Genomic DNA, 23294 nt, shown 5'->3' with positions numbered 1-23294 from the left:
GCTCGGGCGCCCCTTCGTTCCTGACGCGGCGTCAGGCCGCGGCGGCCCTCAGTCGGCCTGCTCGCGCAGGGCGGCGCCCCACTTCTGCTCGACCTTGCCGAACTTCCAGAACGCCAGCGCGCCGGCCCAGGTGACCACGAACAGTCCGACGATCGCGTAGCCGACCAGGTTGAGGTCGAGCGAGCCGACCCAGCCGATCGGGCCGGAGGTGATGTCCAGCTTCTCGGCGAGCAGGCCGACCAGCTCGACCACGCCGATCACCAGGGCGACCAGCACCGACAGGCCGGTGACGGTCAGGTTGTAGTAGATCTTGCGGACCGGCTTGGAGAACGCCCACTCGTAGGCGAAGTTCATGAACGAGCCGTCGATGGTGTCCAGCAGGCTCATGCCGGCCGCGAACAGGATCGGCAGCACCAGCAGGGCGTACCAGGGCAGCGAGAAGGCCGCCGCGCCGCCGGCCAGCACCAGCAGCGAGACCTCGGTGGCGGTGTCGAAGCCGAGGCCGAACAGCAGGCCCACCGGGTACATGTGCCACGGCTTGGTGACCGCCCGGGTGACCCGGCCGAGGATCCGGTTGAGGAAGCCGCGCCGGTCCAGCTGGCGCTCCAGCTCGGCCTCGTCGTACTCGCCCTGACGCATCTTCCGGAACACCTTGAGGATGCCGTTGAACGCGCCCAGGTTGATCAGGCCGATCAGCACCAGGAAGGTGCCGGAGACGCTGACGCCGATCAGTCCGGTCGCGGTGTGCAGGGCGGACTGGTCGGACTCCACCTGCCCGGCCAGCGAGCGGATGCCGAAGGCCAGCAGGGCGCAGAGGCCGAAGACGATCGAGGAGTGCCCGAGCGAGAACCAGAAGCCCACCGAGAGCGGCCGCTTGCCCTGGCCCATCAGCTTGCGGGTGGTGTTGTCGATCGCGGCGATGTGGTCGGCGTCGAAGGCGTGCCGCATGCCGAGGGTGTAGGCGGTCAGGCCCATGCCCGCGCCGAACACCTGGCCGCCGACGTCGTAGTGCTGCGGCGCGATGACCGCCAGCAGGGTGAACCAGCCGACCACGTGCAGGGCCAGCACGAAGCCGGCCATCCCGGCGAGCCGGGTCCACTCGTCGCGGGTGAGCCGGTCGCGCAGACGGCTGGGCGCTGGCATGGGATTCCCTCCGGACGTGGCTGCGAGCTGGGCCATCCTTTCCCTTGGCAGGTTGTAATTGCAAGTCATATGCAACTGAGAGCCGTCGGCGCACAACCGGCGGCCGGGCGGGGGCTCGCTACCGCGCCGGCGCCGGCATCGCGGAGAATGGCCTGGTTGGGGCAGGGGAAACGAGAGGCGGGGTCGTCATGGTCACGGTGACGGTGTGTCGGGGGTGCTGCTGCGGATCGGCGGTGAAGCATCCGGGGGTGGACCACGCGGAGCAGGTGCGGCAGTTGCGGGACGAGGTGGGGGACGCCGGGCGGGTGCGGGTGGTGGAGTGCCTGGACACCTGCGGGCACTCGAACGTGGTGGTGGTGAGCCCGTCGCCGCAGGGCCGGGCGCAGGGGGCGCGGCCGGTGTGGCTGGGCTGGGTGCTGGGCGAGGACATGGTGGCGGAGATCGGCGCGTGGGTGCGGGCCGGCGGGCCGGGGATCGCCGCGCCGCCCGGAGCGCTGGAGCTGCAGGAGTTCCGGGTGTCGCGGAAGGTGCGGGAGGGGCTGCCGGGATGACGGAGCTGGACGGGCGGCCGGTGACGGCGGATCAGCTGCAGGCGCTGGCGCTGACCAACTACGGGCACTTCACCACCATGCTGGTCGAGGACGGCCGGGTGCGCGGGCTCGACCTGCACCTGACCCGGCTGGAGCGGGACTGCCGCACCCTGTTCGGCACCGCCCCCGACCGGGAGCGGATCCGCGGCTTCGCCCGCCGCCTCGCGCCGCAGCGGGGCGCCGCGATCCTGCGGATCACCCTGTTCGACCCGGCGATCGACCTGGGCAGCATCGGTGGCGCGGCCGAGCCCCGGGTGCTGGTGACCACCCGTCCGGCGGGCGGCGGCGAGCCCGGGCCGATCCGGGTCCGCACCGTCCGCTACCGGCGGGAGCTGCCGCAGGTGAAGAGCGTCGGCCTGTTCGGGGCGCTGCGGCTGCGCCGGGAGGCCCAGCTGGCCGGCTGGGACGATGCGCTGTTCCTGGACGACCAGGACCGGATCACCGAGGGCGGCACCTGGAACGTCGGCTTCCTGCGCGGTGACCGGGTGGTGTGGCCGCGCGGCGGGTACCTCCCGGGCACCGCGATGGCGCTGCTGCGGGCCGCGTGCGGCGGCACCGAGGAGCCGGTCGGCCCCGAACTGGCGGGCATCGACGCCGCGTTCGCCACCAACGCGGCGGTCGGGGTGCGCCCGATCGCGGCGGTCGACGGCCGGGAGCTGGGCACCGCGGGCATCGGGCGGCTGCGCGAGGCGTACCTGGCGGTGCCCGGCGATCCGCTGTGAGAGCCGCGGAGGCCCGCGCCGGCAGCCCTCTTGACGGACCGTCATCATCGGCCCGGTGAACCCCGCGTGGCGCGGTCTTTACCAAGGCATGGTCAGATCATGTGTTCGCCCAGACCGACACGATGACGCTCGTTCACCGACCAGGCGGTTCTCGGCCACCGGCCGCTGAAAGTCTCCGCGCATGGATATCCCCAACATGGGCGTGCCCGCCAAGCTCGCCGACCGCATGAGCATGGCGGAGCAGCACGAGTACCTGCGCAGCAAGCTTTCCCGTCGCACCATGCTGCGCTCCAGCGCGGTGACGGTCGGCGCGATCGCCGTCGGCGGGGCGCTGGGCTCCGGCACCGCGTTCGCCGCCCCGGCCGGTAGCACCACGGACGCCGTCTCCGGCTCCCTGGTGGCCCCGGTCGGCCGCCACCTGCAGTTCGGCGCCGAGGCCGACACCCAGATGCGGGTGTCCTGGCAGGTGCCGGCGCCGGTGCAGAAGCCGTTCCTGCGCTTCGGCCGGCACCCGTGGGAGCTCAGCCACAAGATCGAGGCCGAGGTCCGGGCGCTGCACACCCCCGCGCTGACCCCGACCGGGACCGCGGTGGACCAGTACTACCTGCACGTCGAGCTGGACCACCTGCAGCCCGGCACCACCTACTACTACGGCGTGGGCCACCAGGGCTTCGACCCGGCGTCCCAGCAGGCGATCTCCACCCTGCAGACCTTCACCACCGCGCCGTCCCGCCACGGCCGCGGCCACCGCGCGTTCGAGCCGTTCACCTTCACCGCCTTCGGCGACCAGGGTGTCAGCGCGCACGCCGCGGGCAACGACAACGTGATCCTGGCGCAGAAGCCGGCCTTCCACCTGCACGCCGGCGACATCTGCTACGCCGACCCGATGGGCCAGGGCCAGGACGCCGACAAGGTCGCCTTCAACGCGCTGACCTGGGACGCCTTCCTGGCGCAGACCGAGACGGTGGCCGCGAAGGTCCCGTGGATGGTCTCCTACGGCAACCACGACATGGAGGCCTGGTACTCGCCCAACGGGTACGGCGGCGACGACGCCCGCTTCACCCTGCCCGGCAACGGCCCGGACCCGCGCAAGGCCCCCGGCGTCTACTCCTTCACCTACGGCAACGTCGGTGTCATCTCGCTGGACGCCAACGACGTGTCCTACGAGATCCCGGCCAACCTGGGCATCACCGCCGGCCGTCAGACCCAGTGGCTGGAGCGCAAGCTCCGCGAGCTGCGCGCCGACGAGGCCGTCGACTTCGTGGTGGTCTTCTTCCACCACTGCGCCTTCTCCACCACCCACCAGCACGCCTCGGACGGCGGTGTCCGCGACGCGTGGGTGCCGCTGTTCGAGAAGTACCGGGTGGACCTGGTCATCAACGGCCACAACCACGTGTACGAGCGCACCGACGCGATCCTCGGCAACAAGGTCAACAAGGCCGTGCCGAGCGGCGCGACGGTCGACCCGGCCAAGGACGGCGTGGTCTACGTGACCGCGGGCGCGGCCGGCCGGAGCCTGTACAGGTTCGACGCGCCCGACACCTACGAGGGCCACGAGAACCGGGTCGACGAGGTGGTCACCTACCACTTCGACAAGGGCAGCGTGAAGGTCGCCGAGACCGTCGAGTGGTCCCGGGTCCGCTACACCGGCTACTCCTTCATCAAGGTGGACGTCACCCCGGCGCACCGCGGCGGCACCGCCACCATGAAGGTCACCGCGCTGGCCGAGGACGGCAGCCAGGTCGACCACTACTCGATCGTCCGCCGCGCGGGCGAGTGCGAGCAGGGCCGCTGACGCCCCGACACCCCCGGGTCCGGCGGCGGCCGGGTCCGGGGGTGTCGTGCATCCCGCCGCCGGTAGGCTGCCGCGGGTGAGCACCGTCCGTTCGATCCTGCTGTTCGTGCTGGCCGCGCTGCTGGAGATCGGCGGCTGCTGGCTGGTCTGGCAGAGCGTCCGGGAGTCCCGCCCGTGGTGGCTGGCCGGTCTCGGCGTCCTCGCGCTCGGCGCCTACGGGTTCACCGCCGCCTTCCAGCCGGACGCGAACTTCGGCCGGGTCCTGGCCGCGTACGGCGGCGTCTTCGTGGCGGGCTCGCTGCTGTGGGGCGTCCTCCTCGACGGGTTCCGCCCCACCCGCTCCGACGTGCTCGGCGCGCTGATCTGCCTGGCCGGCGTCGGCGTCATCATGTACGGCCCGCGGCGCTGACCGGCCGTCAGACGTACTTCCAGCGCCAGCCGCTGTCGTCCAGGCACCTGATGGCCCGTCCGGAGGCGTCGGTGCCCTCCACGTTGTGGTCGGTGGCCCGGCAGTACTGGCCCGCCTTGTAGCAGTTGCCCGCGTTGGAGAGCGGGTGGCAGCCGGCCGCCGCCTCGGTGTGGGTCGGCGTCGCGGGCGGCTGGGGGGCGGCCGTGGTGGTGCGGGGCGCGGCGGGCCTGGTAGTGGCCGGTGCGGCCGCCGCGGGGGTGGTCGGCGCCTCGGTGGTGGGCGGCGCGGCGGCGGGGGTGGTGGCCGGGGGCGTCGGGGTGGGGGTCGGCGAAGGCGTCGGCGTGGGCGCGGCGGCGCTGCTGCTGACGGCGGCGGGGGCGCTGCTGGAGTGCGGCGCGGCGGGTGCCGCGTCGGTCGGCTCGCAGGCGGTGGCGAACAGCAGCGCGGCCAGGAACGCGCCGGCGGCGGACGCCCGGCGGAGGCGGAGTATGCGGGTCATGACGGCTCTCGTCGAAGGTGCGGGGACGAGAAGCCATCCTTCCGATGGTGTGCAAGCCGTGGAGGCCGGGTGATGGGTTCGTTACCGATCGGCAACCGCTCAGGACCCGACCGAACGGTAACTCCCGGTGCGGGGGCGGGCGTTCGTGTCGGGTCCGGCGGGCGTGGCTACTGGCGGTAGGTGGCCAGGAAGCGGCCGATCCGGTTGATGGCGGTCTCCAGGTCGTCGGCCCGGGGGAGGGTGACGAAGCGGAAGTGGTCGGGCTCCGGCCAGTTGAAGCCGGTGCCCTGGACGATGTGGATCTTCTCCCGGAGCAGCAGGTCGAGGACGAAGCGCTCGTCGTCGACGATCCGGTGCACGGCCGGGTCGAGCCTGGCGAAGGCGTAGAGCGCGCCCTTGGGCTTGACGCAGGAGACGCCGGGGATCTCGTTGAGGGCCCGCCAGGCGACGTCGCGCTGTTCGGTGAGCCGGCCGTTCGGCAGCACCAGGTCGTTGATGGACTGGTAGCCGCCGAGCGCGGCCTGGACGGCGAACTGGGCCGGGACGTTGGGGCACAGCCGCATGCCGGCCAGCATGGTGAGGCCCTCCAGGTAGTCCTTGGCGTGCTGCCGGGGGCCGGAGACCACCAGCCAGCCGCTGCGGAAGCCGGCCACCCGGTAGGCCTTGGACAGGCCGTTGAAGGTGAGGGTGAGGACGTCCTCGGCGAGTGCGGCGAGGCAGTGGTGCTCGGTGCCGTCGTAGAGGATCTTGTCGTAGATCTCGTCGGCGAACACCAGCAGGTGGTGACGGCGCGCCAGGTCGAGGATGCCCGCCAGGAGTTCCTTCGGGTAGACCGCGCCGGTCGGGTTGTTGGGGTTGATCACCACGATGGCCTTGGTGCGGTCGGTGATCTTGGCGGCGATGTCGTCCAGGTCGGGGTACCAGTCGGCCTGCTCGTCGCACCGGTAGTGCACCGCCTTGCCGCCGGCGAAGCGCACCACGGCCGTCCACAGCGGGTAGTCCGGCATCGGGACGAGCACCTCGTCGCCGTCGTCCACCAGCGCCTGCACGGCCATCTGGATCAGCTCGGAGACGCCGTTGCCCATGTAGACGTCATCGACCGTCACCCCGGCGACGCCGCGCTGCTGGTAGTACTGCACGACGGCGCGGCGGGCCGGCAGGATGCCGCGGGAGTCGCTGTAGCCGTGCGCGTTCGGCAGGTTGCGGATGATGTCCTGGATGATCTCCTCGGGCGCCTCGAAGCCGAACGGCGCCGGGTTGCCGGTGTTCAGCCGGAGCACGCTGTGGCCGGCCTCCTCCAGGGCGTTGGCGGTGTCGACGACCGGGCCACGGATCTCGTAGCACACGTCCTTCAGCTTGCTGGACTGGCGAAACTCCATCAGCGGCCTCCCGACCCGTCACCACACCCCTGCGGCTGGCGTGCTTTGTTCTACCAAGTACTCACTTGGAAAGTCCAACCTATTGGCTATGCTGACGCCATGCCACGCCGAAGCTACGACCAGTACTGCGCCGTCGCCCGCGCCCTGGACGCGGTGGGGGAGCGCTGGAGCCTCCTGATCGTCCGTGAACTCCTCGACGGGCCGCGCCGCTACACCGACCTGCACGCGGACCTGCCCGGCGTCTCCACCGACATCCTCGCCACCCGCCTCAAGCAGCTGGAGGGCGAGGGGCTGGTGGAGCGCCGCCGCCTGGAGCGCCCCGCCAACGCCACCGTCTACGCACTCACCGACCGCGGCGTCGAACTGCGCCCCGTCATCGCGGCCCTCGCCGTCTGGGGCGGCCCCGAGCTCGGCGAGCCGCGGCCCACCGACGCCGTCCGCGAGCACTGGTACACCGTCGGCGCCCCCGAGTAGTGGCTGAGTAGGACGTGAGGAGGGCCGCCGACGAGTCTTGGTCACGGCGGCCGACCGGCCACCTGCAAGCAGGACCCGTCCAACGCGCCGGCGCTGGACCGGGTCACCGCTCAGGAGCCCTCGGCCGCCTCGCAATGACGTCAGGAGCGCGGTGTCCCCCGCGCGTGTGAGGTCCTGACGTCGACGGTGCCGCGACCGGCCGGGGGGTTGGTCGCGGCACCGCGAGGAGCAAGGAGAACCCCCGTGATCGAACCCCTGCTGGACACGTCGGTGACGGCCTTCGAACGGCCCGGGCCGGCCGTGGTCGACGAGGCCCCGGCCGATCCCGACCGGCGCCCGCTGCCGTTCACGCGGTTCGCCGTCGAGATGCAGGCCCGCCCGACGCTCGACCGCACCGCGTTCCGGATCGCCGAGCACCTGAACGCGCACCGCACCGAACTGTCCGAGGTCGCCATCACCTTCCTGGGCGGCGAGCCCCGGCCGACCGGGGCGGACGAACTCGACTACGCGGCCACCATGCTGCGCCTGGCCGTCCCCGAGGGCATCGCCGTGCGGTTCTCGATGACCACGAACGGCGTCCTGCTCGAGGACCCGCGCATCCTGGCGGTGCTGGACAGGCACGAGATCGACGTCACCGTCAGCCTGGACGGCTCGCGCCCCGGGCCGGACCGGCACCGCCAGTACGCCGACGGCAAGGGCTGCCACGACGCGGTGATGCGCGCCGCCGCCGCGCTGCGCGCCCACGCGCCCGCCGCGCGGCTGCGCAAGCTGCTGTGCGTGATCGACCTGGCGAACGACCCGCTGGAGACCTACGAGGCGCTGGTGGCGGCCGGGGTCCCGCAGTTGGACTTCCTGCTGCCGCTCGGCGACTGGGAGACCAAGCCGCCCGGCTGGACCGGCGAGGAAGGCGGAGCCGCGTACGCGGACTGGCTGATCCCGGTCTTCGACCGCTGGTACGACACCGTCCCGGCGCCGACCACGGTCCGGCTGTTCGCCGGCATCATCGCACTGGCGGTGGGCGGGCGGAGCACCACCGAGGCGGTCGGCCTCGGGGTGTTCCGCTCGCTCGCCGTCGACAGCCACGGGTCCGTCGACCTGGTCGGCGCCCTCGAGTCCGGCTTCGCGGACGCCCCGTGGAGCGGCCTCGACGTGTTCGGCAACAGCTTCGACGAGGCCCGCCTGCACCCGGACGTGGACGCCCGGCAGCGCGGCCCGGCCGCGCTCTCCCCAACCTGCCTGGCCTGCCCGGTCCGCGACGTCTGCGGCGGCGGGCAGTACGCGAACCGGTACCGGGCCGGCACCGGGTTCCGCAACCCCTCGGTGTACTGCGTCGATCTGCGCAAGCTGATCACCCATGTCCGCGAGCGGGTGCTCGCGGACCTCGACCGCCTCGCCTCCGGAGCCGAAGCGGGCCGCTGATCCGGCCCCGCCCCCCAGTGTCGTAAGCTGCCGACTTCGGCGGATCTTCGCGCTCACCGGGGGCTTGCGCATGGAGTACACGGTCCTCGGCCCACCGGCCGTCGTCCACCGGCGGCGGCCCGTCCCGCTGCCCGGGCCGCGGCTGCGGGCCGCGCTCGGCCTGCTCCTGCTCCAGCAGAACCGGATCCTGAGCACCGATCAGTTCATCGACGGCCTGTGGGGCGAGCGGCCGCCGCGCACCGTCCGGCAGCAGGTGCACACCATCGTCTCCCGGCTGCGCCAGGAGCTCCCGTTCGCCGAGGCCGGCGAGGAGCACCGGCTGATCGCGGACGGCGCGGGCTACCGGTTGGTCCACCCGCCCGAGTCGCTCGACGCCACCCGCTTCTCGGCCGCGGTGGCCCACGCCCGGCAGGCCGCGGCACGCGGCGGCGAGCCGGACCCGGTGCCGCTGCTGCGCGCGGCGCTGGACCTCTGGCAGGGCGAGGCACTGGCCGGGGTCGACGCGCCGTACGCCGCGGCGTCCCGGGTCCGGCTGGACGAGGAGCGGCGGGCGGCCCACGAACTGCTCGCCGACCTGGAGTTGGACCGCTCCCGGCATCAGGTGCTGATCCCCGAACTCACCGCCCAGCTCGGCGCCCACCCGCACGCCGAGGGCATCGCCGAGCGGCTCGCCCTCGCCCTGTACCGCAGCGGACGGCAGACCGACGCGCTGGAGGTGATCCGCCGCACCCGCGCCCGTCTGGTCGAGGACTACGGACTGGAGCCCGGGCCACGGCTGCTCGGCCTGGAGCAGGCGGTGCTGCGCGACGAGGTGCCCGCGCCGGCCTCGCCCTCGCCCGCCTCGCCCGCCACTGTCCGGCTCGCCCCGGCCGAGCCCGCCCCGGGGACGCCGGCGGTGCCGCGAGCGCGCACCGAGCCGCCGCTGCCGGATCTCCAGCCGATCGACCAACTCCCGTCCGACACGCGGACGTTCACCGGCCGCTCGGCCGAGCTCGACCGGCTGCTGGCGCTGGCCCGGGAGGCCGTCGACCCGGACGCGACCACCAGCGTGGTGTGCGCGGTCGACGGCATGGCCGGGATCGGCAAGACCGCGCTGGCCGTGCACGCCGCCCACCGGGTGCGCGAGCTGTTCCCCAGTGGGCGGCTCTTCCTCGACCTGCACGGCCACACCCCGGGCGGCGAACCGCTCACCGCCGCCGAGGCGTTGGACCGCCTGCTGCGCGCGCTGGGCACCGCCCCGCAGTCGATCCCGCGCGACACCGACCAGCGGGCCGCCCTGCTCCGCTCCCGCCTCGCCGGCACCCGCACGCTCATCCTGCTCGACAACGCTGCCGGCAGCGACCAGGTGCGCCCGCTGCTGCCCGGCGGCCCCGGCTGCCTGGTGCTGGTGACCAGCCGGCGGCGGCTGACCGCGCTGGACGACGTCTACCCCGTCGGCCTGGACCTGCTCTCCGCACCGGAGGCGGCCGACCTGTTCCACCGCACCGCAGGGCCCGGCCGGGTCCCCGAGGGGCACCCCGGCGTGGCCGAACTCGTCGACCTGTGCGGCCGGGTGCCGCTGGCGGTGCGGATCACCGCGGCCCGGCTGAGGCACCGTCAGAGCCTCTGGCTGGAGGACGTGGTGGCGCAGCTGCGCGACGAGACCGGTCGGCTGGAGGGGATCCGGGACGGAGAGCGGGACCTCGCGGCGGTCTTCGACGCTTCCTGCGCGGCGCTGCCCGCCGCCGAGCGGCGGCTGTTCCGCGCGCTCGGCCTCGCTCCCGGTCCCGATGTCGACGCGGAGGCCGCCGCCTGCCTGCTCGGGACCGGCCGCTGGGTCGCCGAGGATCTGCTGGACGCGCTGCTCGACCACCACCTGCTCACCCAGCACACGCCGGGCCGCTACCGCTTCCACGACCTGGTCCGCCTGCACGCCCGGACTCCCGGCGACGACCCGGCGGCCGAGCGGGAGCGCGCCGCCGCCCTAGAACGGATGCTCGACTACTATCAGTTCACCGCCCACCTGGCCAACGCGCGGATCGCCCGCTGGGTCCGCCCCGGTGCTTCCCCCGGCTGCCCGCCGTCCGCCCGGCAGCGCGACTTCCCCGACCGGGAGTCCGCCGTGCGGTGGTTGCGCGCGGAACAGGACACCCTGCTCGCCGTCGCCCGGCGCCACCCGGCGCGGGCGATCGTGCTCAGCCGCTGCCTCGCCGCGCTGCTCGACCAGGACGGGCGCTGGGCGCCGGCCGTCGAGCTGCACCGCGCCGCGGTCGCCGCCGCGCGGGAGCTGGGCGACACCGCCGCGGAGGCCGACGCCCTCGGCGAGCTGGGCCGCCAACTGCTGGTGGCGGGCGACCAGTCGGGCGCGCACGAGCTGCACCGGCAGGCGCTGGAGATCCACCGGCGGCTCGGCGACGGCTTCGGCGAGGCCGTCGCGCTCTGGCAGTTGGGGCGCGTCGCGCACATGGCGCAGAACCACGACAGGTCCGCCGCCTACCACGAGCAGGCCCTCGCCCGGGCCCGCGAGACCGACAACCCGTTCGTCGCAGCGGGCGCCCTGTGGGGCCTGGGCCGGGTCCGGCAGATGGCCCAGGACTACGCCGGGGCGGCCGAGCTGTGCCGGCAGGCGCTGGCCGGCTACCGCGCGCTGGACGAGCCGCTCGGCGAGGCCAACGTGCTGTGGGACCTGGGGCGCATCCAGCAGGCCGCCGACGACCTGCCCGCAGCCGCGACCCTGCTGGAACAGGCCCTCGCCGTCTACCGCAGGCTCGGCCACCGCCTCGGCGAGGCGAACGCGCGCAGCGAACTCGGCCGCCTGCACCACCTGGCCGGCGACGACCACGCCGCGGCGGACCAGCTCCAGCGCGCCCTGGACGTCTACCGGCAGCTCGGCGAACGCAACGGGCCCACGATCGCCCGCCACCACCTCGCCCGGGTCCGCCTGCGCACCGGCGACCTCACCGCCGCGGCCGAACTCCTGGAGCAGGCCCTCGCGGTCTACCGCAGCGCCGGGGCCCTGCGGGAGGCGGCGAACGCGCTGCACGACCTGGCCCGGGTACGCGCCGCCCAGCACCGCTGGAGCGACGCCGCCGGACTCTGGGACGAGGCCGGCGCGCTGTACGGCAAGGTGGGCGACGAGGCCGGCGCCGCCGCCGTCCGCGCCGGACTGGAGGGCCTGCCCGCCGCCGCGACCTGACACGCCCGGTACGGGCGGTATGACGGTCTGTCGGATCTTTTGCCGGATATGGTCTGCGGGCGTCGACCCGTTCGTCCCCGGCAGTCCTGGGAGCATCCGCCATGCCGCAGCCCCAACCGGTCCTCTCCACGCTGACCGGGGCCGCCGTGTTCCTGGTGCTGGCCGTCGAGCCGGGCGGCGAGCCGGCCGTCCGCGCGCTGCTGCCCGAACTCGGCGGCCTGGCCCGATCGGTGAGCACCCGCGCCCCGCTCGACCGGCTCAGCCTGGTGCTCGGCATCGGCTCGGACGCCTGGGACCGGCTGTTCGCCGGGCCCCGCCCCGCCGGGCTGCACCCCTTCCGGGAGCTGGCCGGCCCCCGCCACCTGGCCCCCGCCACCCCCGGTGACCTGCTGGTGCACATCCGGGCCGAGCGGATGGACCTGTGCTTCGAGCTGGCCGCCCTGATCAGCCGCCGGCTCGGCGACGCGGTCACCGTGGCCGACGAGACGCACGGCTTCCGGTACTTCGACTGCCGCGACCTGATCGGCTTCGTCGACGGCACCGAGAACCCGGTCGGCCAGGACGCCGCCGACGCGGTGCTGATCGGCGACGAGGACCCGGAGTTCGCCGGCGGCAGCTACGTCATCGTGCAGAAGTACCTGCACGACATGGCCGGTTGGCACGGGCTCGGCACCGAGCGCCAGGAGCTGGTCATCGGCCGCACCAAGCTCGACAACGTCGAACTCGACGACGCCGCCAAGCCCGCCGACTCGCACGTCGCGCTGAACACCGTCACCGGCCCGGACGGCGAGGACCGCGACATCTGGCGGCTCAACATGCCGTTCGGCTCGTTCACCGACGGCGGCGAGTGCGGCACCTACTTCATCGGCTACGCCCGCGACCCGTGGGTGACCGAGCAGATGCTCCGCAACATGTTCCTCGGCCGCGGACCCGCCGCCCACGACCGGCTGCTGGACTTCTCCACCGCCGTCACCGGCACCTTCTTCCACGTGCCCAGCGCGGACTTCCTGAACGACCCGCCGCCCGCCCCCGGCCTCGCCGCGCCCCGCGCTGCCGCCGACACCCCGTCCACGCCGGCCGCCGGGGACGGCAGTCTCCGCATCGGCAGCCTGAAGAGGAGCACCGCACCGTGAACAACCTGCACCGCGAGCTGGCGCCCGTCTCCGCCGCCGCCTGGGCCGAGATCGAGGAGGAGGCCCGGCGGACCTTCAAGCTGCACCTGGCCGGCCGCCGGGTCGTCGACCTGCTCGGGCCGGACGGCCCGGAACTCGCCGCGATCGGCACCGGCCACCTCAGCGACATCACCCCGCCCGGCGAAGGCGTGCGCGCCCGGGCCCGGGAGTGCCGGCCGCTGGTCGAGCTGCGGGTGCCGTTCGAGGTCACCCGGGCGGCCGTCGACGACGTGGAGCGCGGCTCGAAGGACTCCGACTGGGACCCGGTCAAGGACGCCGCCCGCGCCATCGCGCTGGCCGAGGACCGGGCGATCTTCAACGGCTACGCCGCCGCCGGGATCACCGGCATCCGCGACGGCGCCAGCAACACCCCGGTCGCGCTGCCGGAGGACATCCGCGACTACCCCAACGCGGTCAGCCGCGCCCTGACCGTGCTGCGGCTGGCCGGCGTCGGCGGCCCCTACTCGCTGCTGCTCGGCGCGGACGCCTACACCGCCGTCAACGAGACCTCCGACCACGGCTACCCCGTCCACAACCACCTGGCCCGGCTGCTCGACGGCGAGATCATCTGGGCCCCCGCCATCGAGGGCGCGGTGCTGCTCTCCGCCCGCGGCGGCGACTTCGAGCTGCACCTGGGCGAGGACCTGTCGATCGGCTACCTGTCGCACGACGAGGCCACCGTCCGGCTCTACCTCCAGGAGTCGCTGACCTTCCAGCTGCACACGGCCGAGGCGGCGGTGACCCTCACCGGAGCCTGACGGAGCGTCAACTCATGTCTGAGGCAGCGGAATCGGGCCAAACTCGGCGCATCCCTTCCCGGCGGCGGGCGGCCGGCCCCACCATGTGACTGCACTGTGTAGCCGCTGCGTCACCAGGCGGAGCCGGCCGGTGGGAGCCGCCCCGTGCGGACCTCAGGTGGGGGGAGCATCGCCATGTCGTCCTCGTCCGTTCCGAGATGTCCCGTCCTCGATCCGTCGGGCAGCGCGATGCACGCCGAGGCCGCCGTGCTGCGCGCCCGGGGGCCGGCGGTGCTGGTCGAGCTCCCCGGGTCCGTCCACGCCTGGTCGGTGACCCGGCACGCCGTCATCCAGGCGCTGACCGGCGACCCCCGGGTCTCCCGCGACTTCCGCCGGCACTGGCCGGGAGTGGCCGACGTCCCGGAGGGCTGGGCGCTGGGCCCGGTGGCCTTCCAGGACAGTTTCGCCAACACCCACGGCGCCGAGCACCACCGGGCGCGGGGCCGGATCGCCCCGGCCTTCTCGCCGCGCCGGGTGGAGGCGATGCGCCCGCAGGTCCAGGCGACGGCGGACCGCCTGGTCGAGGCGATCGGCGCGCTGCCGCCGGGGGAGCGCGTCGACCTGCGGCAGGCCCTGTCGCTGCCGCTCACCATGACGGTCATCTGCGACCTGTTCGGGGTGCCCGAGTACCTGCGCGCGGCGATCGGCCACGCGATCGACACCCTGCTCGACTCCACCCTCGCCCCGCCGGAGATGCTCGCCGCGCAGGCCGAACTCCACGACCGGCTCAGCGAGTTCATCGCCCACAAGCGGGCCCACCCGGCGGCCGACCTGACCGGCGACCTGCTGCTGTCGGCCGGCCCCGGCGAGCAGCCGATGTCCGAGCCGGAGCTGATCGGCACCATGTTCGCGATGATCGGCGCGGGGTACGAGACCGCCGTCAACCTGATCACCAGCGCCGTCCACGCCCTGCTCACCCACCCCGAGCACCTCGACCGGCTGCGCGCGGGCACCGTCGGCTGGACGGACGTGATCGAGGAGACGCTGCGGGTCGAGGGCCCGGTGATGCACCTCCCGCTGCGGTACGCGGTCGAGGACATCGACCTCGGTGAGGGCGTCGTCATCCCCAAGGGCGATCCGATCATCATCGGTTTCGCCGCCGCCGGGCGGGACCCGCTGGTCCACCCGGACCGCCCGGACGCGTTCGACCCGACCCGGGCGGACAAGGCGCACCTCGCCTTCGGCTTCGGCCCGCACTTCTGCCTCGGCGCGCACCTCGCCCGGCTGGAGGCGCAGATCGCGCTGACCACGCTGTTCGCGCGGCTGCCCGAGCTCGCGCTCGCCGACCCCGGGCAGGAGCCCACCCGCGTCCAGTCGATGATGGTCAACGGCCTGGTGGGGCTGGAGGTGGTCCCGCGCCCCCGGAGCACGGCGGAGTGAGCCGCGAACCGCTCGGTAGGGTTGAAGCATGAACAACCCAGGAGGCGGTGTGCGGCAGTACCGGGCGATGGTGGCGGTGGGGGACTCGTTCACCGAGGGCATGTGCGACGACGTGCTGCCCGACGGGCAGTTCCGCGGCTGGGCGGACCGGGTCGCCGAGGCGCTCGCCGCCGAGGGGGACGGGTTCCGCTACGCCAACCTGGCGGTGCGCGGGAAGCTGATCGGCCAGATCCGGGCCGAGCAGGTGGACCTGGCGGCGGCGATGGACGCCGACCTGGTGACGCTGGCCGGCGGGCTGAACGACGTGCTGCGGCCGGGGTGCGACGTGGACGAGGTCGAGCTGCGGCTCGGCGAGTGCGCCGAACTGCTGGTCGCGGACGGCCGCACGGTGGTGATGTTCACCTCGACCGACCCGACCCGGCGGCTCGCCGGGAGCTCCCGGCTGCTGCCCGCGATCCTGCGGATGAAGGGCTTCGTGCAGCGGCTGGTGGAGCAGAACCCGGGCCGGGTGGTGCTGGTCGACCTGTTCTCGGCGCCGGTCTTCGACGACCGCCGGCTGTGGGCGGAGGACCGGCTGCACCTCTCGCCGGAGGGCCACCGGCGGGTCGCGCTGGCGGTGCTGGAGGCGCTCGGCCGCCCGTCCGGCGAGGACTGGCGGGCGCCGCTGGCCGAGCCGGACACCCGCGGCCGCGGGCAGAAGCTGCGCGAGGACGTCCGCTGGCTGGGCGCCCACCTCGGCCCGTGGATCGGCCGCCGCCTGCGCGGCCGCTCCTCCGGCGACGGCCGCCCGGCCAAGCGCCCCGAGCTGCTGCCTTTCGAGGCCTGACGGCCCGTCAGGACGGCGTGATGGTGATCCCGACCGTGCCGGACGCGCCGCGGCGCAGCTTGCTGCCGTACACCGTGAGGCGGCCGATCAGGCCGTACTTGCGGCCGAGCAGCGTGCGGTAGCGGGCGGTGGTCTCCGGGTCGGCGAGCACGGCGGTGGCCGGGACGGGCTCGCCGGTTGGGTTGCCGCGCAGGTCGCACGGGCCGACCAGGACCGCGCTGTTGCGGCGGATCCGCTTGACCTTCCAGGAGTCGGCGACGGTCCACACCCCGAGGGTGTCGCCGTCGCGGACCATCCAGACCGGAGTCGGCACGCCGGTGCCGTCCTTCTTGTAACTGGTGATCAGCAGGTACTTGCCGGCGGCGAGCCGGTCCAGCGGGGTGTCGGCCATGCGTGGGAGTGTACGGCCGGCGCGCCGACGGGGCGTCAGGCGGCCTGCACCGGATCGGGCCGCGCGGGGCTGGCGGCCGGGTGGGGCTCGGCGGCGGGGGAGACGGTGGCCCGCCACAGCCGGGCGGCGGACCAGGCGCCGGCGGTCAGCAGCAGCCCGTTGCGGGCCAGGATGACGACGGTCGGCCGCCAGCCGCCGACCTGCATCGCGTCGAAGAACAGCGGGTAGTCGATGGTGGTGATGCCGATCGCCGGGAGCAGCAGCAGCGCGATCGGCCGCTGGCAGCTCTCCCGGACGGTCAGGCAGACCGCGGCCAGCCCGATCAGCCAGATCAGGTACTGCGGGGAGATCACCCGGCTGGTGACGGTGAACAGCAGGACGGCGCTGAGCGCGGCGTCGTACGGGGTGGCGGAGGTCCAGCGGCGGGCGCGCAGCCGCCACAGCAGCAGCCAGCCGAACGCGGCGGCGGTGAGCAGCAGCGAGAGCTGGGAGACCCGGTGGACGTGCGGGCCGAGGAACTCCAGCGAGCCGTAGTGCTGCTCCACCTCGCCGGGCCAGCCGTACAGCCGGGCGACCTGCAGGGCGCTGCCGCCGAGCGACTCGATCTCCACGCCGCGGCCGCGCTGGGCGTGCAGGAAGTCGAAGGTGTGCGCGAAGAGCGCGGCGAGCACCAGCAGCAGGGCGAGGGCGGAGAGCGCGGTGGCGGTCCAGGCCTGGCGGGTGGTGCGGCCGCGCGGGGTGCCGAGCACGGTCAGCGCGGGCCAGACCTTGACCAGGGCGCCGATCCCGGCGAGCGCGCCGGCCAGCCGGGGCCGGGCGGGCAGCAGCAGGAGCGCGGCCATCGCCAAGGCCGTGACCGGCAGGTCGTAGCGGCCGAACGGCAGGCCGAGCAGCAGCGGCAGGGCGAGCGCCCACAGCCAGGCGCCCGCGGTGGAGCGCCCGGGCCGGGCCCGCCCGGAGCGCAGCGCGACCGCCAGCAGCAGGGCCTGCGCCGCGGCGTCGGTGAGCAGCATCAGCAGCACGAAGGCCTGAAGGTACGTCAGGAACGGCAGTGCGCCGGGAGCGAGCATCGGCAGCGCCGCGCCGGGCGGGTACTGCCAGGTCACGTCGTCGACCGGGAAGGTGCCGGTGCGCAGCACCTGGTACCAGCCGTGGTAGATCCGGTGCACCTCGATGGCGGGTTCGGCCTTGCCGGAGCGGAGCAGTCCGATCATCAGCATCCGGCTGGCCAGCCAGTAGGCGCCGAGGGTGAGCACCTCGCGGGGCCAGCTGGCGGGGCGGTTCCAGCGGTACGGCGCGGCCGGCGGGGTGGTGACCTGGATCGGGGCCTGCGCCACCGCGTCCTCCAACTCTGCCGAGTGACCATGCGATCTCTCTCATATCAGACGAATGGGGCGGGTTGATCCCGGCGGCGGCGCGTGTCCCCGCGCGTCCCCGGAACGCGCCACGCCAGGGCGGTCCACCCGGCCCGCCGGATTCCGTCGGCCGGACCTGCCAGAATGCACGGCGACAGTGCGCATGCGGGTGAGGGTGCGCAAGCGAGTCAGGAAAGGGTGACCGGCATCGTGACCATGCCCGTCGAACGCAAGATCGCCGAGGAGCTGGGCGTCCGCGAAGGCCAGGTGAAGGCGGCCGTCGAGCTGCTCGACGGCGGCTCGACCGTCCCCTTCATCGCCCGGTACCGCAAGGAGGTCACCGGCGCCCTCGACGACACCCAGCTGCGCACCCTGGAGGAGCGGCTGCGCTACCTGCGCGAGCTGGAGGAGCGCCGCGCCGCGGTGCTGGAGTCGATCGCGGCGCAGGGCAAGCTGGACGACGCGCTGCGCGCCCAGATCCTCGCCGCCGACTCCAAGGCCCGGCTGGAGGACATCTACCTCCCCTACAAGCCGAAGCGCCGCACCAAGGCGCAGATCGCCCGCGAGGCCGGCCTGGAGCCGCTCGCCGACACCCTGCTCGCCGACCCGGGCCAGGACCCGGCCGCGCTCGCCGCGACCTTCCTGAACGAGCAGGTCGCCGACGCCCCCGCCGCCCTGGACGGCGCCCGCGCCATCCTGGTCGAGCGCTTCGGCGAGGACGCCGACCTGGTCGGCTCGCTGCGCGAGCGGATGTGGACCCGCGGCCGCCTGGTCGCCACCGTCCGCGACGGCAAGGAGCAGGACGGCGCCAAGTTCGCCGACTACTTCGACTTCGCCGAGCCGTTCACCAGGCTCCCCTCGCACCGCATCCTGGCGATGCTGCGCGGCGAGAAGGAGGAGGTGCTCGACCTCGAACTCTCGCCGTACGACGGCGACCAGGAGGCCGACCTGCCCGGCGCGAGCGACTACGAGCAGCGGATCGCCGCCCGCTTCGGCATCGCCGACCGCGGCCGCCCCGCCGACAAGTGGCTCACCGACACCGTCCGCTGGGCCTGGCGCACCCGCGTCCTGGTCCGGCTCGGCATCGACCTGCGCACCCGGCTGCGCGGCGCGGCCGAGGACGAGGCGGTGCGGGTGTTCGCCGCCAACCTGCGCGACCTGCTGCTCGCCGCCCCGGCCGGCACCCGCGCCACCATGGGCCTCGACCCGGGCTTCCGCACCGGCGTCAAGGTCGCCGTCGTCGACGCCACCGGCAAGGTGCTCGCCCACGAGACCGTCTACCCGCACCAGCCCGCCAACAAGTGGGACGCGGCCGTGCACACCCTCGCGGTGCTCGCCGCGAAGCACGGCGTGGACCTGGTCGCGATCGGCAACGGCACCGCCTCCCGGGAGACCGACAAGCTCGCCGTCGACCTGATCAAGCGTCACCCCGAGCTGGGGCTGACCAAGGTGATGGTCAGTGAGGCCGGCGCGTCGGTGTACTCCGCCTCCGCCTTCGCGGCCCAGGAGCTGCCCGGACTGGACGTCTCGATCCGCGGCGCCGTCTCCATCGCCCGCCGCCTGCAGGACCCGCTGGCCGAGCTGGTCAAGATCGACCCCAAGTCGATCGGCGTCGGCCAGTACCAGCACGACCTGAGCGAGCTGAAGCTCTCGCGCTCCCTGGACGCCGTGGTCGAGGACTGCGTCAACGCGGTCGGCGTGGACGTCAACACCGCCTCCGCCCCGCTGCTCACCCGGGTCTCCGGCATCACCGGCACGCTCGCCGACAACATCGTCGCCCACCGCGACGCCAACGGGCCGTTCCGCACCCGCAAGGCGCTCAAGGACGTCGCCCGGCTCGGCCCGAAGGCGTTCGAGCAGTGCGCCGGCTTCCTGCGCATCCCCGACGGCGACGACCCGCTGGACGCCTCCGCGGTCCACCCCGAGGCCTACCCCGTGGTGCGCCGCATCCTCACCGCCACCGGCGGCGACCTGCGCGCCCTGATCGGCAACGGCGCGGTGCTCCGCTCGCTGCGGGCCGCCGACTTCGCCGACGACACCTTCGGCGTGCCGACCGTCACCGACATCCTCGGCGAGCTCGACAAACCCGGCCGCGACCCGCGCCCCGCCTTCCAGACCGCCACCTTCAAGGACGGCGTCGAGAAGATCGCCGACCTCGAGGTGGGCATGATCCTGGAGGGCGTGGTCACCAACGTCGCCGCGTTCGGCGCCTTCGTCGACATCGGCGTCCACCAGGACGGCCTGGTGCACGTCTCCGCGCTGTCCAGGAACTTCGTCAAGGACCCGCGCGAGGTGGTCAAGCCCGGCGACATCGTCCGCGCCAAGGTCACCGCCGTCGACGTCCCGCGCAAGCGGATCGGCCTCACCCTGCGCCTCGACGACGACACCACTCCGGGCGCCGGGCCCGGCCGCCGCGACGGCGGACGGGACGGGGGTCGCGACGGTGGCCGCGACGGCGGCCGTGGGGAGGGCCGTGACGCCGGTCGGGGCGGCAACCAGCGCGACTCCCGGCCGCCCCGCCAGGACCGCCGCGGCAACGACCGCGCCCAGGCCCCCGCGCCCGCCAACAGCGCCATGGCCGACGCGCTGCGCCGGGCCGGCCTGACCAAGTAGCGCCCCCGGCAGCCGAGTTGCCGCCCGGGCCGACCGCGATCGGTCGGCCCGGGCCGGTCCGGCGTGGGACCCTGGCGGCATGGCCCTGGTCCCTGTTCCCGCGGAGCCGATCACGCCCGACCCGGTGCGCGCGGTGCCGGACACGCTGCTCACCCAGTCCTGGCTCGACCTGTCCTTCCTGCACTGGGCCGTCGACCCCGCGGACGTCGCGCCGCTGCTGCCGGCCGGGACCGTGCCCGACACCCACGACGGGCTCAGCTACGTCGGCCTGGTGGCGTTCCGGATGCACCGGGTGGGATGGCTGCGGCTGCCGGGCATCCCCTACCTCGGCACCTTCCCGGAGACCAACGTCCGGCTCTACTCGGTCGACCGGCACGGGCGGCGCGGCGTGGTGTTCCGCTCGCTGGAGGCCTCCAGGCTCCTGCCGGTCGCGGTGGCCCGCAGCGCCTTCCGGCTGCCCTACACGTGGGCCGGGATGGCGATCCGCCGCGAGGGCGCGACCATCAGCTACACCAGCCGCCGCCGCTGGCCCGGACCGCGCGGGGCGCGCAGTCGGATCACGGTCCGCGTCGGTGCGCGGATCGAGCGGCCGACCGGACTCGAACACTTCCTGACGGCCCGTTGGGGCCTGCACGTCGCCGCGTACGGGCGGACGCTGTACCTGCCCAACACCCATCCGCGCTGGCCGCTGCACCGGGCGGAACTCCTCGACTTCGAGGACGAGTTGGTGGCCGCGGCCGGGCTCCCGGCGCCGGACGGGCCGCCGGTGAGCGTGCTGTACTCGCCCGGCGTGCCGGTCCGCTTCGGCCGTCCGGCGGACGCTCCCGGGCGCTGAACACCCGCCCCGCGGCGGCGGATCCGAACAGTTTCAGAATTTCCGTGCGATTTCTGTTATCCCCTGTGGTTCCAGGGATCTCCCATGTGTCGGCACTCACCACATCCCTCGTCGGCCGACAAGGAGACCCATGTCGCGCAAGATCCCATCGCACCGCCGTCGCAGCCCCCGCGGACGACTGTTCACCGCGACCGCCCTCACCGCGGGACTGATCGCCGGCGCCCTCACCATCGGCACCGTGGTGGAGGGCGGCCGGGACCTGCACACCTCGGCGGACGCCGCGGTGGTGCAGGAGGTGGAGCCGACCTCGGCCACCGCCCCGCTGCACCACGACACGCCCGTCCCGGTCACCTCCGTCCCCAAGGACGACCCGGCACGCGGACTGGTCTACGGCGGCCTCGTCCCGGCTGCCAGCGGCGACCGCTGCGTCGGCGTCTTCAAGGCCGACAGCGAAGGGCAGTGCACCCACGGACCGGACGCCCCACCGCCCGGCGTGGACGTGCACAAGGACACCCCGCCGGCCGTCACCGGGGAGCAGAAGCCCGCCGACCTGGTGCCGACCGGCGGCGACGCGCCCGCCGCCGCGGACCTGCTGGCCGACGCGCCGCCCGTCCTCGACCTGCAGACCGGCCAGTCGCTGGCCGGGCCCACCGCGGGCACCGGAACCCCCGCCGCCGCGGCGCCGGCCGCGGCCGACGGCTCCAAGGTGGTCTGCGACGGCGACGGCACCACCGGCAACCGCGTGCAGGTGCTGTACGTGCACGCCCCGGGCAAGGACCGGTTCGGGCAGTACCTCGCCTCCTTCAAGAAGTGGGCGGCGGACACCGACGTCATCTACAACGCCAGCGCCCAGGAGACCGGCGGCGTCCGGCACATCCGGTTCGTCACCGAGGCCGACTGCTCGGCGGCGGTGCTGGACGTCGAGCTGCCCGCCGCGGCGATGCAGGAGTTCGGCGCCTCCAACAAGGCGCTCGCCGGGCAGGGCTTCAACCGCCAGGACCGCAAGTACATGATCTTCGCGGACGCGGACGTGTACTGCGGCATAGGCACCTTCGCGGGCGACGAGCGCCCGGGCCAGGACAACCAGTCGAACTTCGGCCCGTCCTACGGCCGCACCGACAGCGGCTGCTGGAGCGGCTCCACCGCCGCCCACGAGCTCGGCCACAACCTCGGCGCCGTCAACAACAGCGCCCCGCACACCAGCAAGGGCGGCCACTGCGTCGACGAGTGGGACATCATGTGCTACTCCGACTCGCCGTACTACCCGAAGATGCAGACCCTCTGCCCCAACCGGGCCGAGGACGAGCGCCTCGACTGCAACCACGACGACTACTTCAACACCGACCCGCAGCCGGGCAGCTACCTGGCCACGCACTGGAACATCGCCAACAACCGCTTCCTGTTCGCGAACGGCGGCACCAACCCGACGCCGACCCCGACTCCCACCCCGACCCCGACGCCGACCAAGTCGGCCTCGCCCAGCCCGAGCACGACCACCCCGAGCCCGACGCACTCCGCGACGGACGGCCCCACCAGCCCGGCGCCGAGCCCGACCGGCCCGACCACCGCGCCCAAGGTGACGGTCGGTCAGACCACCGCCGTCTCCGCGCTGCTCAGCTGGCCGGCGGTCGCCGGAGCCCGCGGCTACGACGTCCAGGTCAACGGCCGCTCGCTGGCCGTCGTCACCTCCACCGTCGTCCGCCTGGTCAACCTGAAGCCGGACACCGCGTACAAGGTCGCCGTCGCCGTCCAGGACGCCGGCGGCAAGGTCGGCAAGCCCGGCCCGGCCACCGCCTTCCGCAGCCTGAAGGCCGCCGGACCCGCCCCGACCACCCCCGGCACCCGCTACCTGGTCATCAACAACCTCACCGGACAGGCCGCCGACATGTGGGGCGGCTCCACCCGCGACGGCGCCGTGCTGATCGGCTACCAGCGGACCGGCTACGCCAACCAGCAGTGGCTGTTCGACGACGCGGGCGACGGCTACGTCCGGATCCGCTCGGTCAAGTCCGACAAGTGCCTCCAACTCGGCGGCGCCGCGGTCGCCGGCCAGTACGTGGCGCAGCAGCCGTGCTCGGCCGCCGACGCCCAGAAGTGGCGGATCGGCGCCGCGGACCACTGCTACGCGCTGACCGCCAAGGACTCCACCCTCGTCCTCGGCACCAGCAAGCGCTGGTACTACGGCGGCTGGCTGCTGGAGCTGCAGCAGCCCAACGGGCAGGCGTACCAGAACTGGAGCGTCCAGGCCGCGTCCTGACGGCCCGGCACCACCGGCGGGGCGGGAGCGCGCGCTCCCGTCCCGCCCCGTCCGCTCTCCGCG

19 protein-coding genes are annotated in these 23294 nt (G+C 73.9%); 14 read left to right on the top strand and 5 right to left on the bottom strand.

Annotation, left to right across the window (positions count from 1 at the left end; all coding sequences use genetic code 11):
• Nucleotides 1–48 precede the first annotated feature (48 nt).
• Complete coding sequence (locus ACWD4U_RS19985) at nt 49–1143, bottom strand: Nickel transporter NicT (RefSeq protein WP_363453279.1); 1095 nt, start codon at nt 1141–1143, stop codon at nt 49–51.
• Between the two features lie 248 nt (nt 1144–1391).
• Here ACWD4U_RS19985 and ACWD4U_RS19980 point away from each other — a divergent pair, with 248 nt between their 5' ends.
• The 4 genes from ACWD4U_RS19980 (at nt 1392) to ACWD4U_RS19965 (ending at nt 4659) form a co-directional block, all read left to right on the top strand.
• On the top strand, nt 1392–1694 hold the full coding sequence (locus ACWD4U_RS19980; protein ID WP_363453277.1) for a (2Fe-2S) ferredoxin domain-containing protein: 303 nt from the start codon (nt 1392–1394) through the stop codon (nt 1692–1694).
• Nucleotides 1691–2455, top strand: coding sequence for an aminotransferase class IV (locus ACWD4U_RS19975; protein WP_363453275.1), 765 nt, complete (start codon nt 1691–1693; stop codon nt 2453–2455). The genes ACWD4U_RS19980 and ACWD4U_RS19975 overlap by 4 nt, the downstream gene beginning before the upstream one ends.
• A 181-nt stretch (nt 2456–2636) precedes the next feature.
• Nucleotides 2637–4250 carry a purple acid phosphatase family protein gene (locus tag ACWD4U_RS19970; protein WP_363453273.1) on the top strand — a complete coding sequence of 538 codons (1614 nt, stop codon included), beginning with the start codon at nt 2637–2639 and terminating at the stop codon, nt 4248–4250.
• 76 nt (nt 4251–4326) lie between these two features.
• On the top strand, nt 4327–4659 hold the full coding sequence (locus tag ACWD4U_RS19965; protein WP_363453271.1) for a YnfA family protein: 333 nt from the start codon (nt 4327–4329) through the stop codon (nt 4657–4659).
• 7 nt (nt 4660–4666) lie between these two features.
• Here ACWD4U_RS19965 and ACWD4U_RS19960 read toward each other — a convergent pair whose 3' ends face one another.
• A complete protein-coding gene (locus tag ACWD4U_RS19960) occupies nt 4667–5158 on the bottom strand; it encodes a hypothetical protein (protein WP_363453269.1) in 492 nt (163 codons plus the stop codon).
• Nucleotides 5159–5325: 167 nt separating this feature from the next.
• Nucleotides 5326–6537, bottom strand: coding sequence for a pyridoxal phosphate-dependent aminotransferase (locus ACWD4U_RS19955; RefSeq protein WP_363453267.1), 1212 nt, complete (start codon nt 6535–6537; stop codon nt 5326–5328).
• Between the two features lie 99 nt (nt 6538–6636).
• On the opposite strand from ACWD4U_RS19955, the gene ACWD4U_RS19950 reads away from it, so the two are divergent.
• The 7 genes from ACWD4U_RS19950 to ACWD4U_RS19920 all read left to right on the top strand — a co-directional run bounded on the left by ACWD4U_RS19950 (nt 6637) and on the right by ACWD4U_RS19920 (nt 15780).
• Nucleotides 6637–7011 (top strand): winged helix-turn-helix transcriptional regulator, encoded by a 375-nt coding sequence (locus ACWD4U_RS19950; RefSeq protein ID WP_363453265.1) that lies wholly within the window; start codon nt 6637–6639, stop codon nt 7009–7011.
• Between the two features lie 243 nt (nt 7012–7254).
• On the top strand, nt 7255–8430 hold the full coding sequence (locus tag ACWD4U_RS19945; protein WP_363453263.1) for a hypothetical protein: 1176 nt from the start codon (nt 7255–7257) through the stop codon (nt 8428–8430).
• A 70-nt stretch (nt 8431–8500) separates the two neighbouring features.
• Complete coding sequence (locus tag ACWD4U_RS19940; RefSeq protein ID WP_363453261.1) at nt 8501–11605, top strand: AfsR/SARP family transcriptional regulator; 3105 nt, start codon at nt 8501–8503, stop codon at nt 11603–11605.
• A 101-nt stretch (nt 11606–11706) separates the two neighbouring features.
• Nucleotides 11707–12738 (top strand): Dyp-type peroxidase, encoded by a 1032-nt coding sequence (locus tag ACWD4U_RS19935; RefSeq protein WP_363453259.1) that lies wholly within the window; start codon nt 11707–11709, stop codon nt 12736–12738.
• Complete coding sequence (locus tag ACWD4U_RS19930; RefSeq protein WP_363453257.1) at nt 12735–13535, top strand: family 1 encapsulin nanocompartment shell protein; 801 nt, start codon at nt 12735–12737, stop codon at nt 13533–13535. The genes ACWD4U_RS19935 and ACWD4U_RS19930 overlap by 4 nt, the downstream gene beginning before the upstream one ends.
• Before the next feature lie 174 nt (nt 13536–13709).
• A complete protein-coding gene (locus tag ACWD4U_RS19925; protein WP_363453255.1) occupies nt 13710–14954 on the top strand; it encodes a cytochrome P450 family protein in 1245 nt (414 codons plus the stop codon).
• A gap of 28 nt (nt 14955–14982) precedes the next feature.
• Entirely contained in the window at nt 14983–15780 is a 798-nt protein-coding gene (locus ACWD4U_RS19920; RefSeq protein WP_363453253.1) for an SGNH/GDSL hydrolase family protein, read from the top strand.
• A gap of 7 nt (nt 15781–15787) precedes the next feature.
• Here the strand turns inward: ACWD4U_RS19920 and ACWD4U_RS19915 are convergent, their stop codons facing one another.
• Both ACWD4U_RS19915 and ACWD4U_RS19910 read right to left on the bottom strand, forming a co-directional pair.
• The gene (locus tag ACWD4U_RS19915) at nt 15788–16171 is read right to left on the bottom strand and encodes a PPOX class F420-dependent oxidoreductase (RefSeq protein WP_363453251.1); all 384 of its coding nucleotides are present in this window, start codon (nt 16169–16171) and stop codon (nt 15788–15790) included.
• Between the two features lie 35 nt (nt 16172–16206).
• Complete coding sequence (locus ACWD4U_RS19910; protein ID WP_363453249.1) at nt 16207–17508, bottom strand: glycosyltransferase 87 family protein; 1302 nt, start codon at nt 17506–17508, stop codon at nt 16207–16209.
• Nucleotides 17509–17742: 234 nt separating this feature from the next.
• Here ACWD4U_RS19910 and ACWD4U_RS19905 point away from each other — a divergent pair, with 234 nt between their 5' ends.
• The 3 genes from ACWD4U_RS19905 (at nt 17743) to ACWD4U_RS19895 (ending at nt 23231) form a co-directional block, all read left to right on the top strand.
• A complete protein-coding gene (locus ACWD4U_RS19905) occupies nt 17743–20139 on the top strand; it encodes a Tex family protein (protein WP_363453351.1) in 2397 nt (798 codons plus the stop codon).
• Between the two features lie 79 nt (nt 20140–20218).
• A complete protein-coding gene (locus ACWD4U_RS19900; RefSeq protein ID WP_363453247.1) occupies nt 20219–20974 on the top strand; it encodes a YqjF family protein in 756 nt (251 codons plus the stop codon).
• Between the two features lie 130 nt (nt 20975–21104).
• Nucleotides 21105–23231 carry an RICIN domain-containing protein gene (locus ACWD4U_RS19895; protein ID WP_363453245.1) on the top strand — a complete coding sequence of 709 codons (2127 nt, stop codon included), beginning with the start codon at nt 21105–21107 and terminating at the stop codon, nt 23229–23231.
• Nucleotides 23232–23294: the final 63 nt, after the last annotated feature.

The sequence above is a fragment of the Kitasatospora sp. NPDC002522 genome (assembly GCF_053595195.1).
Note: the sequence above shows the minus strand (reverse complement) of the source record. Positions and strands in the feature narration are given on the sequence as shown.

Bases quoted from the DNA above. Each gene is read 5' to 3' on its own strand.
- ACWD4U_RS19985 (WP_363453279.1), bottom strand. From the start codon at position 1,143: ATGCCAGCGCCCAGCCGTCTGCGCGACCGGCTCACCCGCGACGAGTGG.
- ACWD4U_RS19975 (WP_363453275.1), top strand. From the start codon at position 1,691: ATGACGGAGCTGGACGGGCGGCCGGTGACGGCGGATCAGCTGCAGGCG.
- ACWD4U_RS19970 (WP_363453273.1), top strand. From the start codon at position 2,637: ATGGATATCCCCAACATGGGCGTGCCCGCCAAGCTCGCCGACCGCATG.
- ACWD4U_RS19960 (WP_363453269.1), bottom strand. From the start codon at position 5,158: ATGACCCGCATACTCCGCCTCCGCCGGGCGTCCGCCGCCGGCGCGTTC.
- ACWD4U_RS19955 (WP_363453267.1), bottom strand. From the start codon at position 6,537: ATGGAGTTTCGCCAGTCCAGCAAGCTGAAGGACGTGTGCTACGAGATC.
- ACWD4U_RS19950 (WP_363453265.1), top strand. From the start codon at position 6,637: ATGCCACGCCGAAGCTACGACCAGTACTGCGCCGTCGCCCGCGCCCTG.
- ACWD4U_RS19940 (WP_363453261.1), top strand. From the start codon at position 8,501: ATGGAGTACACGGTCCTCGGCCCACCGGCCGTCGTCCACCGGCGGCGG.
- ACWD4U_RS19935 (WP_363453259.1), top strand. From the start codon at position 11,707: ATGCCGCAGCCCCAACCGGTCCTCTCCACGCTGACCGGGGCCGCCGTG.
- ACWD4U_RS19925 (WP_363453255.1), top strand. From the start codon at position 13,710: ATGTCGTCCTCGTCCGTTCCGAGATGTCCCGTCCTCGATCCGTCGGGC.
- ACWD4U_RS19920 (WP_363453253.1), top strand. From the start codon at position 14,983: ATGAACAACCCAGGAGGCGGTGTGCGGCAGTACCGGGCGATGGTGGCG.
- ACWD4U_RS19915 (WP_363453251.1), bottom strand. From the start codon at position 16,171: ATGGCCGACACCCCGCTGGACCGGCTCGCCGCCGGCAAGTACCTGCTG.
- ACWD4U_RS19905 (WP_363453351.1), top strand. From the start codon at position 17,743: ATGCCCGTCGAACGCAAGATCGCCGAGGAGCTGGGCGTCCGCGAAGGC.
- ACWD4U_RS19900 (WP_363453247.1), top strand. From the start codon at position 20,219: ATGGCCCTGGTCCCTGTTCCCGCGGAGCCGATCACGCCCGACCCGGTG.
- ACWD4U_RS19895 (WP_363453245.1), top strand. From the start codon at position 21,105: ATGTCGCGCAAGATCCCATCGCACCGCCGTCGCAGCCCCCGCGGACGA.